This is a genomic window from Vulgatibacter sp., from assembly GCF_041687135.1.
In the GTDB taxonomy this organism is placed as follows: Bacteria; Myxococcota; Myxococcia; order Myxococcales; family Vulgatibacteraceae; genus JAWLCN01.
Map to the genome: position 1 here is coordinate 76,729 of NZ_JAWLCN010000008.1, position 14,966 is coordinate 91,694.

Annotated in this window: 14 protein-coding genes; 5 read left to right on the plus strand and 9 right to left on the minus strand. The window is 71.1% G+C overall.

Translation table 11 applies throughout. From position 1 onward, the window contains the following. Positions 1-62 precede the first annotated feature (62 nt). Positions 63-794: a Bax inhibitor-1/YccA family protein gene (locus ACESMR_RS17375; RefSeq protein WP_373048375.1), complete on the plus strand. Its 732-nt coding sequence runs from the start codon at positions 63-65 to the stop codon at positions 792-794. A 9-nt stretch (positions 795-803) separates the two neighbouring features. Here the strand turns inward: ACESMR_RS17375 and ACESMR_RS17380 are convergent, their stop codons facing one another. From ACESMR_RS17380 to ACESMR_RS17390, 3 genes are all read right to left on the minus strand, one after another. After that, positions 804-1,172, minus strand: coding sequence for a hypothetical protein (locus ACESMR_RS17380; protein WP_373048376.1), 369 nt, complete (start codon positions 1,170-1,172; stop codon positions 804-806). A gap of 50 nt (positions 1,173-1,222) precedes the next feature. Beyond that, positions 1,223-3,817: a hypothetical protein gene (locus ACESMR_RS17385; protein ID WP_373048377.1), complete on the minus strand. Its 2,595-nt coding sequence runs from the start codon at positions 3,815-3,817 to the stop codon at positions 1,223-1,225. Positions 3,818-3,958: 141 nt separating this feature from the next. After that, a complete protein-coding gene (locus ACESMR_RS17390; protein WP_373048378.1) occupies positions 3,959-4,810 on the minus strand; it encodes an EGF domain-containing protein in 852 nt (283 codons plus the stop codon). A gap of 240 nt (positions 4,811-5,050) precedes the next feature. Between ACESMR_RS17390 and ACESMR_RS17395 the strand changes: the two genes are divergently transcribed. After that, positions 5,051-6,928, plus strand: a complete 1,878-nt coding sequence (locus ACESMR_RS17395) for a hypothetical protein (RefSeq protein WP_373048379.1) — start codon at positions 5,051-5,053, stop codon at positions 6,926-6,928. Positions 6,929-7,026: 98 nt separating this feature from the next. Beyond that, positions 7,027-7,626, plus strand: a complete 600-nt coding sequence (locus ACESMR_RS17400; RefSeq protein WP_373048380.1) for a hypothetical protein — start codon at positions 7,027-7,029, stop codon at positions 7,624-7,626. Positions 7,627-7,690: 64 nt separating this feature from the next. Here the strand turns inward: ACESMR_RS17400 and ACESMR_RS17405 are convergent, their stop codons facing one another. Together ACESMR_RS17405 and ACESMR_RS17410 are read right to left on the minus strand one after the other, a co-directional pair. Further along, on the minus strand, positions 7,691-9,175 hold the full coding sequence (locus ACESMR_RS17405) for an MXAN_6640 family putative metalloprotease (protein WP_373048381.1): 1,485 nt from the start codon (positions 9,173-9,175) through the stop codon (positions 7,691-7,693). A gap of 2 nt (positions 9,176-9,177) precedes the next feature. Beyond that, positions 9,178-9,978: an HmuY family protein gene (locus tag ACESMR_RS17410; protein ID WP_373048382.1), complete on the minus strand. Its 801-nt coding sequence runs from the start codon at positions 9,976-9,978 to the stop codon at positions 9,178-9,180. A gap of 85 nt (positions 9,979-10,063) precedes the next feature. Between ACESMR_RS17410 and ACESMR_RS17415 the strand changes: the two genes are divergently transcribed. Then, the gene (locus tag ACESMR_RS17415) at positions 10,064-11,629 is read left to right on the plus strand and encodes a S8 family serine peptidase (RefSeq protein ID WP_373048383.1); all 1,566 of its coding nucleotides are present in this window, start codon (positions 10,064-10,066) and stop codon (positions 11,627-11,629) included. 55 nt (positions 11,630-11,684) lie between these two features. Here the strand turns inward: ACESMR_RS17415 and ACESMR_RS17420 are convergent, their stop codons facing one another. The 4 genes from ACESMR_RS17420 to ACESMR_RS17435 all read right to left on the minus strand — a co-directional run bounded on the left by ACESMR_RS17420 (position 11,685) and on the right by ACESMR_RS17435 (position 14,350). Next, complete coding sequence (locus ACESMR_RS17420; RefSeq protein WP_373048384.1) at positions 11,685-11,996, minus strand: hypothetical protein; 312 nt, start codon at positions 11,994-11,996, stop codon at positions 11,685-11,687. Positions 11,997-12,168: 172 nt separating this feature from the next. After that, positions 12,169-12,351 carry a hypothetical protein gene (locus ACESMR_RS17425; RefSeq protein WP_373048385.1) on the minus strand — a complete coding sequence of 61 codons (183 nt, stop codon included), beginning with the start codon at positions 12,349-12,351 and terminating at the stop codon, positions 12,169-12,171. Positions 12,352-12,591: 240 nt separating this feature from the next. After that, positions 12,592-13,371, minus strand: coding sequence for an ABC transporter permease (locus ACESMR_RS17430; protein ID WP_373048386.1), 780 nt, complete (start codon positions 13,369-13,371; stop codon positions 12,592-12,594). Beyond that, the gene (locus tag ACESMR_RS17435; RefSeq protein ID WP_373048387.1) at positions 13,355-14,350 is read right to left on the minus strand and encodes an ATP-binding cassette domain-containing protein; all 996 of its coding nucleotides are present in this window, start codon (positions 14,348-14,350) and stop codon (positions 13,355-13,357) included. Before ACESMR_RS17435 ends, ACESMR_RS17430 begins: the two co-directional genes overlap by 17 nt. A 346-nt stretch (positions 14,351-14,696) precedes the next feature. On the opposite strand from ACESMR_RS17435, the gene ACESMR_RS17440 reads away from it, so the two are divergent. Beyond that, positions 14,697-14,915: a hypothetical protein gene (locus ACESMR_RS17440; protein WP_373048388.1), complete on the plus strand. Its 219-nt coding sequence runs from the start codon at positions 14,697-14,699 to the stop codon at positions 14,913-14,915. The last annotated feature ends 51 nt before the right edge of the window (positions 14,916-14,966 follow it).

Below are 14,966 nucleotides of genomic sequence, written 5' to 3' on the forward strand. Positions count from 1 at the left end.
ATCGTTGCGCCGGGCAGCGGCGCTCCGATAGCGTCCCGGTCGCAACCACAGAGAGGACCGACATGCGCTCGGGAAATCCGATTCTCAAGGAAGGCACCTTCGCCCCGGTCGGCAGCGGCGCCGCCATGACCGTACAGGGTACGGTGAGCCGCACCCTCGTTCTGCTGCTCCTCGCCGTCGCCGGCGCCGCCACGGTCTGGGGGCCGGTCATCGCCGATCCGACCAGCCCGGTGGTGGGCACCGGCATCCTCGTCGGCGCCCTCGGCGGCCTGGTCGTCGCCATGGTCACGATCTTCAAGCGCCAGTGGGCGCCCTTCACCGCACCGATCTACGCGCTGCTCGAGGGCGTCTTCCTCGGCGCCCTCTCGGCGACCTTCGAGGCCCGCTACCCGGGGATCGCCATCCAGGCGGTCGGACTCACCTTCGGCACCTGCTTCGCGCTCCTCGCCCTCTACAAGGCAGGCGTCCTCCGCGCGACCGCTCGTTTCCGCCGCACCGTCTTCGCCGCCACCGGCGCCATCGCGGTGGTCTACCTGGCGAGCATCGTGATGGGCTTCTTCGGGATGGAGATGCCCTTGCTGCACGACAGCGGACCGATCGGGATCGGCGTGAGCCTGGTGATCGTCGCCGTCGCCGCCCTCAACCTCGTCCTCGACTTCGACCTGATCGAGAGCGGCGCGGCGCAGGGCGCGCCGAAGTACATGGAGTGGTACGGCGCGTTCGCCTTGATGGTCACGCTGGTGTGGCTCTACCTGGAGATCCTCCGGCTCCTCTCCAAGCTCCAGCGCCGCTGAGAGGCCCGGTCAGGGGATCGGAAGCTCGAGGCGCGCCGTCTCGACCTCCAGCCAATCGCCGCGCGCGATGCAGGCGCCGCCCAGCGGCGGGAGCTCCACGAGGAAGCTGCCCACCCGGACCCGGAGCGGTTCGAGCTCGACCACCTCGCCGATGGCGAGGTGGCCAAAGCCCGCGCCGCGCTGGACGAGCCGGGGCTCGCGGGCGGCGGTGCGCCACACCCAGCGGAGCGCCGGTGCGTGGAGCGGGCCGATGAGCGTGCTACCGAGCCGGACCTCGCAAGGGAAGACGAGCACACAGGCCCGGAGGATCCCGTCGGAATAGACGGCGGTTCCGCCGGGCTCGTCCGGGAGCGCGATCACCCTGCAGGCCGGTGCCATCCATAGACGGTGGGGCGCGGCGCCCCACGATGGAAGTCCGCGGACCGAGCCTACTGGGGGCTGGGCACGAGCAACACGGCCCGCGACGTACCGTCCTCCTCCACCCCGTTCGCCACGATCGTGCCGTCGGCAGCCACGTCGCGCGCCTCGCGCAGGTGGAGCGTGCCGACGGGTGCCACGTCGTCGAGCAGGACGAGCACACCCGCCTGCGGATCGTAGACGAAGGCGCCGGGCTCCCCTGCCCCGTCGAAGGCCCTGCCCACCACCACGCCGGCATCGTTCACCGCCAGCGGCTCGACCCGCCCCACGGTGGCGGGATCGCCGAAGCGGTCGGGGAGCCAGTCGACGACCCCCCGTTCGCGATCGAAGACGAAGCCGTGGCCATGGATGCCTGCGACGAAGCGGCCGCTGTCGCTCACCGCCAGCGGCGTGGCGCCGGGACCGAGTCCGAGCCCGGTCGTCGTGCCCTCATCGACCACCACCGCATCTTCGGCGGTGGAGCCGACGAGCGCGCCGTCGTTCGAGATTGCGAAGGCCCTGCCCTCGAAGAGCAGCGACCAGTTGCCGTCCGCACCCCGCAGGCAGGCGTGGTACCCGCTCGCGACGAAACATTCGGCGGCGATGCGACCCGCATCGTCGATGTCGTAGCCGAAGCTGTGCCCGTCGCCGCCAGCGACGCCGGCGGGTTCGAGGTCTTCGGCGCCGAGCGGCCCGCCGGCGAAGGCACGGAAGAAGCGCAGGTCGGTGAACTCGTCGAGAACGATGCCGTGGCCGACGAGCCTGCCGCCCGGCGACGTCCGGACCGGAAGCGGCGTGTAGAGCGGACCAAATTCCCCGCCGACGAGGACGAGGCCGGAGGCCGCACTCCACCAGGCCGGGCGGAGCAGCGGCGCGGCGATCGACTCGTCAAGGGCGGAGAGGAGCAGGGCCACGTGGTGATCGGCGGTGAGGCCGATCGCCTTCGTCCCGGTGCCCTCGGCGCCGTCCGGCAGCACCTGCGCCGTGTAGCTCGCTGCGATCTCTCCTGCAGCCTCGACCGGCGGTGCCTCGACTGCAGCTGGCCAGTCGATGGGTACGAGGAGCACCGCCGTCGATTCGGCCCCCTCGCCGCGGGAGCCGGTGGCGGCGATGTGGCCGTTGTTGCTGATCGCCGACGCCGACTCCAGGAACCAGCTCTCGCCCGCGGGCAGCTCGATCAGCTGCTCGAGGGGCAGGCTCTCGCCCCGGCGCGGGTCGAAGAGCCAGGGCTTCGCCACGCCGTGGGCATTCTCCGCCTCGCCGACGGCGAAGCCGCCGTCGTTCACGTCGCGGGGCTGCACGAAAAGATCGCGGAAGGGATGGCCGTCGATGTCCTCGATCGCCAGCGGCGCGCCGCCGGTGAGCCGGTCGACGAGGAGGCCGACACCGCTCTGGGTGAGGCGCGGCACGTGGTGCGTCGCCACCACGAACCTCCCGTTCGAGCTCACGCCGGCTGCATGGTTCGGGAAGGCGGAGGCAGCGAGGAGGGGCGTGAAGGTGTCGCCGTCGAAAAAATAGCCGTGGTTCTCGACGGCGCCGCTGCTTCCGACCAGGCTGCCGTCCGCGGTGATCGAGGTGGCGCCGCCGCTGCCGAGGTGCTCCCAGCCGATGCCGGGGGTGTGCCGGCAGATCGAGAGCGCGAAGTGCTCCTCGCACTCACCGGCGACCTGCCCCGCGTCGTTGATCGCGGCGACCCGGCTCGAGCCCGCGGCGCTGGCCCCGATCCGCTCGAGCCTCGTGCCGTCGTGGGTGAAGGCCTGGTCGACGGCAGCCCAGGAGCCGTAGCCCGCGATCGTCCCGGCGCCGTTGATTGCCTTGCCGTAGGTCGTCGTCGCGGGATCGCCGAGGTTCTCGATTCCCGCCCCCTCGGAGAAGCGGAAGGCGAAGACGCGCAGGTTGCCGGCGGTGGGCCGCTGGTAGAAGGTGCCGACCAGCTGCCCCGCGTCGTTGACGTCGCTGGCCTCGCTCCACTGCTCGCCGCCGCCGTCGACGGTGCCTACCGGCACCAGGCGGAAGCGGGGCGGCTCGTAGCCGAGAGGCGGGCGCTCCTCGGAGGTGCCGCAGGAGAAGGGTGTCCCCTCACACGGCACGCAGGCGCCGCTCGGATCCCTGCCGTAGCCAGGCGCGCACGCATCGCAGCGCTCGCCCCGATAACCTTCGGCGCAGGTGCAGATGATGGCGCCCGTCTCGTCGGAGCAGGTGCCGTGCGGGCCGCAGGTTTCCGGGGCGCAGCGCTCGTCCGCGACGCAGCTGCCGGCCTGCTCGTGGTAGCCGTCGGCGCAGGCGTCACAGCGATCGCCCCGGTATCCTTCGGCGCAGGTGCAGATGATGGCGCCGGTCTCGAGGGAGCAGGAGCCGTGCGGGCCGCAGGTGTCCGGGGTGCAGCGCTCGTCCGCGACGCAGCTGCCGGCCTGCTCGTGGTAGCCGTCGGCGCAGGCATCGCAGCCTGTTCCCGCCCAGCCGGCTTCGCAGACGCAGGTGCCGTCCGTCTCGTCGCAGCTGCCGTGGTCGCCGCAGGCGACCGACGCGCAGCGGGCTTCGACGCGCTCGGGTGGTTCGTCGTCTCCGCAAGCGCACAGCGCCCAGGCGATGGCGAGAAGCGAGTTCGTGAGCAGCGATCGTACCATCGGGCATCCCCCCCAGAATGCAACGAGGCGCGCCCGCCCCACCCGCCGCCGATGGCCAGGCAGGGCCGGCGTGGCCTCAAGTTCGCCGAGGGCGCCTCCGTCCAGCGGAGGCCCCCCCGAGCTGCATACGAATGCTGCCGATCAGTTGTTCGGCACGTAGATGCACTGGTAGCTGCCCGGCGTGTTCACGCACTCGCGGGTGACCGGGCAGGGATTACCCATGCACTCGTCGATGTCGTCGCACGAGAAGCCGCTGCCCTCCCAGCCGCTTTCGCAGAAGCAGTCGTAGCCGCCCACGGTATTGGAGCACCGGGCGTGCACGTCGCAGGCGTCGGTGCCGGCGGTGCACTCGTCGACGTCGACGCAGGCGGTGCCGTTCCAGCCGAACCCGTCGGCGCAGACGCATTCGTAGCTGCCGGGGGTGTTCGAACAGACCTCGTTCGTCCCGCAGGTGAAGGTCCCGGCGGTGCACTCGTCGACGTCGACGCAGCCCTGGCCGTCGACCCACGTGTAGCCGTCGACGCAAGTGCACTCGTAGGCGCCCTCGGTGTCGACGCAGACCGAGTTCTCGCCGCAATCGTCGAGGCCGAGGTCGCACTCGTCCAGGTTGGTGCAGGTTTCGCCGTCGCCGGTCCAGCCGCCGATGCAGACGCACTGCGGGCCCGCTTCTGTCTCCTCGCAGCTGGCGTTGGTGTCGCACGTCAGATCGTCGCAGGTGGGCTCGACGGCCCCGCCGGAGCCGCCGGCTCCGCCTGCGCCAGCGGTGCCACCGCTACCGCCGGCGCCCCCCATGCCCCCGCTCCCGCCGGCGCCACCGGTGCCGCCCGTTCCACCCGTGCCGCCAGTCCCGCCCGTTCCACCCGTGCCGCCGGTTCCGCCCGTGCCGCCGACACCTCCCGTACCACCGCCGCCATCGTCCCCGTCGCCTTCGCTGCCACCACAGGCAGCCAGCAGCGCCACGCACACCAACGGAACCAGAAGCTTCTTGCGCATTGCTCTCGTCCTCCCCGGCGCGGCCCTGGCCGCTGCCACCGTGATCGCCATCGTGTAGCGGACGCCAACACCGGGAGGTAGTGCGGGAATTTGCACACCAGCGAACCCCAGCCGGTGAGGGCTCGCACCCTGCGTCCCGATACAGGATCCCCTGCCGAGGTAATGCAGAAAGGCGCACTCCCCCCACTCCGGTAGGGCTGCAAGCCTCGCTGCTGCACCAACATGCCAGGGGGAAAAGACATGAGCCGGAAGGCCATCGTGGTTGCCGTGATCGTTGCAGCAGGGTGTGGCAGTGAGGATTCGAAACCCGGCGGACCGGGGGGGCCGGACGGCGCCCCGACCGTCGACGCTGCGCAGCTCCGAGTCGAGCAGCGGGCGCCCGGCACGACCGATCGCGTCGTCGGCCTCGCCGGCGCAGCGTCGGGCGCCAGCCGGGTGCGAATCTTCGGCGAAGGCGGCAACGTCGAGTTGGCCAGCGGCAGCGTCTCCGCCGACGGTGCCTTCGACGCCATCGACGTCGGCGACAACGAGCACGAGCGTCTGTGGGTGGTGGCGGCGAACGAGGCTGGAAGCTCGCAGCCGGTCGAACTCACCAACGACATCGTGGCCCCCGACGTCGGCCTCTCCGGTGGTCCTGCCGATCCGGCGGCCACCCGCTCCGCCACCTTCGTCCTCGACTGTTCCGAGTCAGCCTGCACCTACGCTTGCGAGCTCGACGGCACGACAATCGAAGAGTGCCGTTCGCCGGTGGAGCTCACCGATCTCGACGACGGTGCCCACCGCTTCGAGGTGCGCGCGATCGATGCAGCGGGGAACGCCGGAGACGTGAAATTCCACGAGTGGAACGTCGTGCTCTCCAGCCCGGTGGTGACGCTGGTCGAGCGGCCGGGACCAATCACCCAGGCCACCGAGGCACGGTTCGGCTTCACCTGCTCGATGGAGGGCTGCACCTTCGAATGCGCCCTCGACGACGGGGCGCTCTCCCCCTGCACCTCTCCCACCGTCCATACCGTGGACGAGGGCGACCACACCTTCGCGGTCCGGGGCATCGTCGGGCGCACCGCCGGCGAGACCACGGTGCACGAATGGCGGGTCGATCGGAGTGCGCCGCTCCTGCAGATCGAGCAGATGCCCGACACGCTCACCATCTCGAGCGACGCCGTCTTCCACTTCGGCTGCGAAGGCGACGAGGTCTGCACCTATAGCTGCACGCTCGACGACGGGGCAGAACTCGCCTGCATCTCGCCGCGCTCCTACTTCGGCCTCGCGGAAGGCCCGCACACCTTCACCGTGGCTGCCGTCGACGAGGCCGGGAACGAGGCGGTCGCCACCTGGTCGTGGACGATCGACCGCACCGGTCCCTCGGGCCTCTTCGTGCGGACGCCCCCGAACCAGACCACCGCCGACGCCGCGGACTTCACCTTCTCCTGCGACGATCTGCCCTGCACCTACGCCTGCGCCCTCGACAGCACCGTGCTCCAGCCCTGCGAGGAGACCTTCTCCACGAGCGGGTTGGCGGAGGGCGTCCACCACATGCGTCTCCAGGCAACCGACGCCATCGGCAACACCGGCTCCGTCGCCCTCTTCACCTGGGAGCGGGACCTGACCGGGCCAGGGGCCGAGTTCATCAGCATGCCGCGACCGATCGAAGCCAGCACGTCGGCCAGCTTCGACTTCCGCTGCGACGATCCGCCCTGCAGCTACACCTGCTCGCTCGACGGCGCCACGGCGGCGGGCTGCTTGCCGCCCGTGCAGCTCTCGTCGCTCGCGGAGGGTGACCACCGCCTGGAGGTCGTCCCCTCCGACGCTGCGGGGAACACCGGCGACCCGATCGCCTTCTCCTGGTCGATCGACACGACGCCCCCGGTGATCACCCTGGTCGGCGCCCCCAGCGGCACCACCAACGTCACCGACGTCGACATCCAGATTCTCTGCAGCGAGCCGGACTGCACCTACACCTGCTCGATCAGCGGCGGCCGTCCGCAGTCGTGCACGTCGCCCTGGCAGCAATTCGGCCTCCGTGACGCCAGCTACACGCTCGACGTGGTCGGCACCGACCCGGCTGGCAATACGGGAACGGCCTCGGCGAGCTGGGTGGTCGATACGTCGGCGCAGTGAGTCGGCGGCAGCCGAGCAGGAGCCTGCTTGCCTGTTTGAGTATTTCGATCTAGCGTTCACCCGCTCGCGTTAGATGACTGGACGCGAAGGAGGCGCAGATGAAGATCGGCAAGCTCACGCTCCTGCTCGGCTCCGCCCTGCTGGCAGCCTGCGGAACGGGTGAAGAGGACCCCTCGTCGCTCGGATCCCTCGAAGGCGCTGCCACCGACGGCGGCCGTGGCAACGGGGAACATCGGCAGGACGGCGAAGGGCACACGCCCCCGGGCGGCGGCGCCATCGGCGAGGACTGCATCAAGTTCGAGGACGAGGAGATCGGTGCTGCGGGCCTGGGCTACGACTTCGGCGGTTCGCAGATCACCATCGATTCGTGGCTCGAGAAGGACGACTCGCCAGGGGAGCAGATCGGCTTCGCCTACACGGTCGTCGGCGACGACCTCGACATCCGCGTGAAGACGGGCGGCGAGGTGTGGGAATCCACCCTCCCCGTCGGCACGGGAAGCTGGTCGCACCCCTCGGGTCTCACCGCCGGTCCTGAGGCCCCGGCGATCTCGCACATCGTCTTCTGTGGCGACGGCGAGGACACCGGCGCCGGTGGTTCCGGCGGTGAAGGCGGAGCCGGCGGTGCTGGCGGGTCCGGTGGTGCAGGTGGCGCTGGCGGCAGCGGCACCGGTGGCAGCGGCGGCATCATCCTGATGTAGGCGCAGCAGCTGCTCTTTCTCACAAGGGCAGGCCTTCCGAAAGGGGGGCCTGTCCTTTGCTTTCTCACCGGTGGCGGCAGGCCGAGCGCCGGAGAAGCAGGAGCGGCACCACCACGACGCCGAGCAGTCCAGCGCTCCCGCCACTGCTGCAGCCGCCGTCCTCCGAGGCAGCAGCCGGAGGCTCCGGCTCCGGAACAGGCTCGGGATCCGGATCGACCGCGCCGAAAGTTGCGGCGCAGGCGTCGACCTCCTCCTCCGTCCCGACGCAGAGCGTGGGCCTCCGGCTCGGATTGACCCGGCTCCCGTTGCTCAACGCGACGATCACCCGATCCGCGCCGCCGGCATCGATCACCAGCCGGCCATCGGCAGCGGCGATCACCTGCACCGCGCCACGGTTGCGCCCCCCCGTACGTGCCACCGCGAGCAGTGCCAGATCCGCCAGCTCCGCAGCGTCCGGCGCGACGACCTGGGCCGCGAGCACGGACCTGCCACCAGGATCCACCTCGAAGTAGCGGGTCGAGGCGTGGTAGACGCGCAGCCGCTCCTCCACCACCGGCGCCTGCAGCGCCGCCATCTGCGGCTGCGGATAGTCGGCGCCGTTCGCATAGGCAACCGCCGGATCCGCTGCTTGTGCCAGGTGGAGATTCCAGGCCCCGAAGTCCAGGAACGCTTCCGCGAACGACGAGCCGTGGCCCTCCGCGAGCAACTGGTCCAGGGCATCGAGCCAGGCGCCCTGCCCCGAACGCTCCAGCAGCGCAGCGATCAAACTCCGATCGAAGCGCTCCTCGAGGAAGCGGAAAAAGATCGCGCTGCCGTAGGCGAAGCGCGGCACCGGTCCCGGCGGCGGCACGTCGATGGAGCGCCCCGGATCCTCGAGATAGCCACCGACGAAGGCCTCGAAGTCCGAGAGCGCGGGGTCGAAGGTCTCGCTCGCCCAGACCGCCGTGCCCTCCGAGAGCACCACGTCGCCGCCAGGGCCGTAGGCCGCCTGCACCGCGTGGAAGAACTCGTGGCTCGCGAGGATCCGGGCGCCGACCGTCCGGCTCGGGTAGCCGTACCCGGCGAAGTCGTTCTCCTGCACCATGTAGCCGACGCAGCCGCTCGCCCCGCAGCGATCGGTGACGAAGGCGCCGTCGGCGCTGTGCGCGAAGTCGAGGAGGTAGACGTCGAACCTGCCGTCGCCGCCGTTCTCGCCGGTGATCGCCTCGTCGCCCAGGGGGATCCGGAAGCCGAGCCCGTCGTAGAAGGTGAGGACCTCCTCGTAGATCGCAGCCACCGTCTCGACGTAGTCCGGGACGCCGGTCTCGTCCGCGTCCGCAGCAGGCACCGCGTGTTCCCCTGCCCGCGTGAAGTGGATCCGGAAGGCGCCGCCGCCCGAATCGTGGTGCTCGACCACGTCCGCCGCGTCGTATCGCCAGAGCTGCGCCCGCTCCACCTCGGTCGGCCGGATCGCGTGCAGCAGGGTGCCATGGACGTGGTGCGCGGGCTCGCTCCCGCCACATGAGGTGGCGAGGGCCAGCAGCGCTGCGGTGCGGATGCGGACGCTCATCGCTACTCCAGGAAGGCCCAACGCACGATCACGTTTCCGGAGCCGCCCGCTGGTGGGGTGTCGTCGGTCTGGCACGTCTCCTGGTTCTCGCCGTAGTAGGCGTCGACCGTGAACTTCGCCATCCGCCCGTCGGCCGTGCGGATCACGTAGACGTTCCCCGTCATCTTCACGCAGCCGGTGTAGGTGTAGAAGCTCGCCAGTGCGGTGGCAGGCGAGCCGGGAAGGCCCGAGCCGTCGTTCATGAACTCGCAGGTCTCGGTGTAGAAATCGTCCCGCCGCCAGGCGGCCTCGTCCGTCGGCCCTGCCGCCGTCTCGAACGAAGTGCCGGGCGCCATCCGCGCGGCGGTGACGCACGAGGGGCCCGAATCGCCGGAGTTGATCCGGATCAGGTAGCGGCGGAAGGCGATGTCCCAATCCGCCGACTCGAGCGCCTCCTCGTCCGTGATCTCCACCTTCTCCAGCCCGGCGTCCGTGAAGCGGGCGTAGACGAAGGCATGCGGCGGGTTCGCCCCGAAGCCGCCGGCCGTAGCGTCGACGTGGGAAACCCAGGTGCCGTCCACTGCCTCGTTGATCCCGACCTGCCCCGGCGCGACGGTGTCGACCAGCTGCATCTCCTGGATCATCGTGTCTTCGCAGGGAACCGGCGCCCCCTCGCAGACGAGGCCGCCCCCCGACCCACCGCTGCCGCCGTCTCCGATGCCGCCGCCGCCCGTGCCCGACGAGTCGTCGGAGGTGCCGCAGGCGCTGGCGGCGAGCGCCGCGGCGATGGCCAGGTAGAGCGATGCACGGAAGACGCGCTTCATCGGTTGCCCCTCGGTTGGTGTCGATGCCGGGATTGTCACCGGGGCGACGCTGCCCGACAAGGGCCGCTCGTGCGAAACTGGGCGCATGAACCTCCTGCTCGCATCGTTGCTGCTCGCCGGTACCGCCGCCGTGCCCCGGACCGCAGGTGACGCGCCGCTCTCCCCGGACCTGCTGGTCCACGGAGGAGGCAGCGGCGAGCTCCCTGCTCCGACGCAGCCGATCTTCTTCCGGGATGGCGATCGCGACGTCCTCGCCACCCGCGGCGCCTTCGATCCTCCCACCGGCCGCAGCGCGGTGCAGCTGCGATGGCCGGCCCTCGATGCCAGCGCCAGCGCGACCGTCGGCCCGGAGGCGCTGGTGCGCGGCACCGAGGCGGAGCTGCGAAAGCTCGGCCTCGTTCCCGTCCGCCTCCTCTTTCCGTCGCTCGATCTCTGGATGGTGCGCAAGGCCGGCGCCGACGGGCTCGAGATCGCCGCCGCCCTCGCCGGAACCGGCGTGGCGGCCTATCCCGATCTCGCGTTTCCCCTGCGCCAGTGGGGCGCGCAGCCGCCGGACGACCCGCGCTTCTCCGGCCAGTGGTACTTCGAGCGGATCGGCATCACCGACGCCTGGGAGATCACCACCGGCTCGCCAGAGGTGACAGTCGTCGTCGTCGACAACGGATGTGATCCTGCCCACCCCGACCTCGCCGGAAAATACGAGCCCGGTCGCGACGTCGTCGACGACGACGACGATCCCTCCCACGTCCCCGGCGCCAGCGGCAACGAACATGGCACCGCCTGCGCGGGCATCATCGGCGCTGCAGCCGACAACGGGATCGGTATCGCAGGGGCCTGTCCGCAATGCAGGGTGAGCTGCGTGCGGATGCTCCGCCACGACGGACTGCCGCAGCCGGTCTCCGTCTCCGTCGCCGCCTTCGCCTTTGCGCACGAGATCGGCGCGGCCGTGGTCTCCAACAGCTGGGGCTACGTCGAGGCGATCCCCGCTCCTGCGCTGCTCGCCGATGCGATCCGCGAGGTGCACGCGAACGCGCGCGGTGGCCGAGGCGCCGTGGTCGCTTTTGCTGCCGGAAACGACGGCCGCACCGTGGAGGCGTGGGAGCTCCTCGGCGTCGAGGGCGTGCTCGGCGTGGGCGCGATCAACACCTACGACGAGTCGACCGCCTTCACCAACGGCGGTGCGCCAGTCGATCTGGTGGCGCCTGCAGGCACCCTCACGACTGACGTCTCGGGAGCGGATGGCGGCGACGCAGGCGATTACACGTCGCTCTTCGGCGGCACCTCCTCCGCCTGCCCGGTGGTCGCCGGTGTGGCGGGTCTGCTCGCCAGCGCCGCGCCCGACGCCACCGCCACGGAAATCGACGAGGCGCTCCTCGCCACCCTGCGGCCGGCCCCCTACGCGGCCCCCGACGAGACGGGCCACGATGCGATCTACGGCTACGGCATCGTCGATCCCACCGCGGCGCTGCGCCGGTTCGTCCCGGAACCGGGTGGCGGCGGCGGTGCTGGCGCCCCCCCGTCCCAGGACGACACGGGCTGCGCTGCCGGTGGCAGCGACCTCACCGGCCTCGGACTGCTGGCCGTCGCGGCGCTCCTGTCGCGTCATGGCCGGCGACCGCCTGCGCCGCCATGCAGGGTGCACACGAGATGAGCCGAGGGCGGCGACGCGAGGCGCCGCCGGCAGGGCCGCACGCAGGACGAGCCGCTCACACATCGCCACCTCCCGGCGGCGGCCTGCCGTCAGGGCCAGGCATCCGGGGCACCACCGGCGCCTTGCCGCGGATCACGTCCCAGCCGAAGGTGGCATAGGCGAGCCCGTCGATGCTGATGCTCCAGTCCGCCCGATCGCCGGCGTTGCGCGCCGGGATCGGCAGCGAGATCCCGGGCCCCGGGCCGTGCTCCTCGAGCCAGGCGAGGAGCGCCGCGCCGGGTTCGCCGTCGGTGAGGAGCGGGGGCGCATTCTCGATCCGCCGTCCCCGCGGGTCGTAGAAGACGAAGCGGCCGTCCTCCGTGGCCACGCTGCAGCCGCCCTCGTGCACGTACCAGTGGTGGCATTCTCCGGCGTCGCCACCCGGGTCATCGCCCTGGCCTTCGAGTAGCTGATCTTCCCGCTTCGCAGCGCCTCGCTCATCAGCGGCAGCCGGCCGAGCGCCCTGGCCACCCGGACCCGCTCCCTGGCGACGAGGGGGTTCAGCCCGACGCGCGCCAGCTGAGCCAGGCGGCAGCCCTGCTCCTGCCGTGATCGGCCCAGCCCTCGAGCTCGTCGAACGCACGGATCGCCTCGAGCTGCCGGTGGAGCAGCGCCGCCTCGTACGCAGCGGTGGTGGCGATCTCGGCCTCGAGGCGGTCCAGCTCCCTGCGCCGCTCCGCCATGCGGCGCAGCCGCTCCGCTTCGCTCTGCGAGATGGGCGTTTCGCCGGCCTGTGCTGGTGGTCGCGCCCATGAAGCCGCGCGACGATGCGACCCGACCGCGTGCGTGTTTCCGCAGAAACACGCCGATTTGGCTGCCACAACCGGGCGGCTCGCTGCGCCCCTACAGCCCGCTCGGGGCTGTTTCCGCGGAAACACCGCCCCTGCCGGGGTGGAGACGCCGGGGCATTCCCCGAGGTCTCTTCAACGCTTTCGCCCGTAGAGCCACATCGTCGCCGGCGCGAAGAGCGCCGTGACGCACGCAGGCGCGAGCAGGGCCAGCCCCACGGCGCCCGCCGTCACCTCGCCAGCCAGCACGCCCCGGATCGCCGAGACGATCAGCGTCACCGGGTTGATCGCCACGAAGGCCTGCAGCCAACCGGGCATCGTCGCGGGGTCGACGTAGATGTTCGAGACGAACGTGAGCGGCATCAGCACCAGCCAGCTCAGCGTCATCACCGTGGACGGCGTCCGCACCACCAGCGCCAGGGTGACGAAGATCCATCCGATCCCGAAGGCGAAGACGTTGAGCAACACGAGACTCGCAGCGATTCCCACCGCGCCGCTCGCCGCCCGGTACCCCATGATCAGACCGATCGCGACCACGATCAGCGAGGAGATGCTGAACCGGATCACGTCACCGAGCATCGCGCCCAGGATCGGCGCCGACTTCCAGATCGGCAACGAACGGAAGCGGTCGTAGACCCCCTTGCCGAGATCGCCGTTGAGCGTGAAGCCGGTGTAGACGGCGGTGAACATCACCGTCTGCACGAGGATGCCCGGCAGCAGGAACTGCAGGTACGCGTCCGTCGATCCCGCGAGGGCGCCGCCGAAGAGGTAGGTGAAGACGACGGTGAACATGATCGGCGTCACCACCACGTCGAAGAGCTGCTCCGGCATGTGCTTGATCTTGAGGAGCGTACGCCAGGCGAAGGTGAGCGAGTTCGCCACCGCCCGCGCCCGCACCTCACCCGACCGCCGCATCGTCTCCTCCTGCCTCCTCGCCGTTCTCGACAGCGGCGTGGCCCGTCAGGGTGAAGAAGACCTCGTCGAGGCTGGGCCGCCCCAGCGAGAAGTCCGAGAGGACGATCCCCGCCCGCTGCAACGCGGCGAGCGCCGGCGCCGCACGGGCGGGATCGGCGAGTTTCGCCGACAGCGCCCGCGGATCTACCGCCGAGGGAAAACATGCGCCGAGCTGCTCCACCAGCAGCACCCGCGCCGCCTCCCGCTGCGCGGGATCGCCCAGGCGCACGTGGAGCACGCCGCTGCCCACCGAGGCCTTGAGCTCGGCGCTCGTGCCCTCCGCGATCACCCGCCCGTGGTCGACGACGGCGATGCGGTCGGCGAGCTGGTCCGCCTCGTCGAGGTATTGGGTGGTGAGGAGCACCGTCGTCCCCTCGGCGACCATCTCCCGGATCGTCGCCCACACCTGCGCCCGGCTGCGCGGATCGAGCCCCGTCGTCGGCTCGTCGAGAAAGAGCAGCTCGGGCCTGCGGATGAGGCTCGCGGCGATGTCGAGGCGACGCCGCATGCCGCCGGAATAGCCCTTCACCTGCCGATCGGAGGCATCCGCCAGGTCGAAGGCTCGCAGGAGCTCCCGCGCCCGCTCCCGCGCCGCAGCCCGGGAAAAGCCGAGCAGCCGCGCCAGCAGCACGAGATTCTCGGTGCCCGCCAGATCTTCGTCCACCGAGGCGAATTGGCCGGTGAGGCTGATCTGGCGGCGCACCAGCTCCGGCTCCGCGACCAGGTCGATGCCGAGAATCCTGGCGCTGCCGCCGTCGGGCCGCAGCAGCGTCGAGAGCAGCCGCACGAGCGTCGTCTTGCCCGCGCCGTTGGGGCCGAGCAGGCCGAAGATGGTGCCGCGCCGCACCTCGAGATCGATGCCGTCGACCGCGCGGTTGCTGCCGTAGCGCTTCACGAGGCCGCGCGCCTCGATGGCCAGGTCGGTCTGCTGCTGCATCATCTTCCCTTCCCCGTCGCTGGCCACGGCCCGGTCCAGCGAGCGCATGCAGAGCGGGCCAGCGTACGAGGTGGCGCACGCCGAAGCCGAGGAAAAGCGACGACGCCAGCGGACTCGCCGCCAGGTCCTCCGGCGTCGCCCCGGGTGACCGGCACCCTGCGTTCCACCGCCGGTGGGGTGGCAGAGCGGCGACAATTGTCCACATCGCGAGAACCGGGCCGTCTGCGTTATCTCGCGCGTGGAGAAGGGGGGAGGCAATGACCGACGAAAGGCGTGCAAGAGAGGGGGGCGCCGCCACGCAGGGGGCCCTGGCGAAGGTGCGGCATCCGCAGCGGAACGGAGCCCCGCGGTGAACGACGTCGACTTCCGGGAACTGGCCCGCCTCGCGGAGGCCGGCGGCCCCCTGGCCGCCAGGGCCTTCGAACACGTGCGCCGCGAAGTGCAGCGCCTGCAGGCCGAGCTGGAACGCTGCCGCGATCAGGCGCGCGAGCTGCGCAACGTTCTCGCCGGCGCGACCCGGCTCGCCGACCGGATCGTGCTGGAGGCCGAGGCGCAGGACGAAGACTGAACCCGGCGGCGCCCGCTCGGCCGGCGAGGGCAGGAGGGCAGGCTCCCCTGC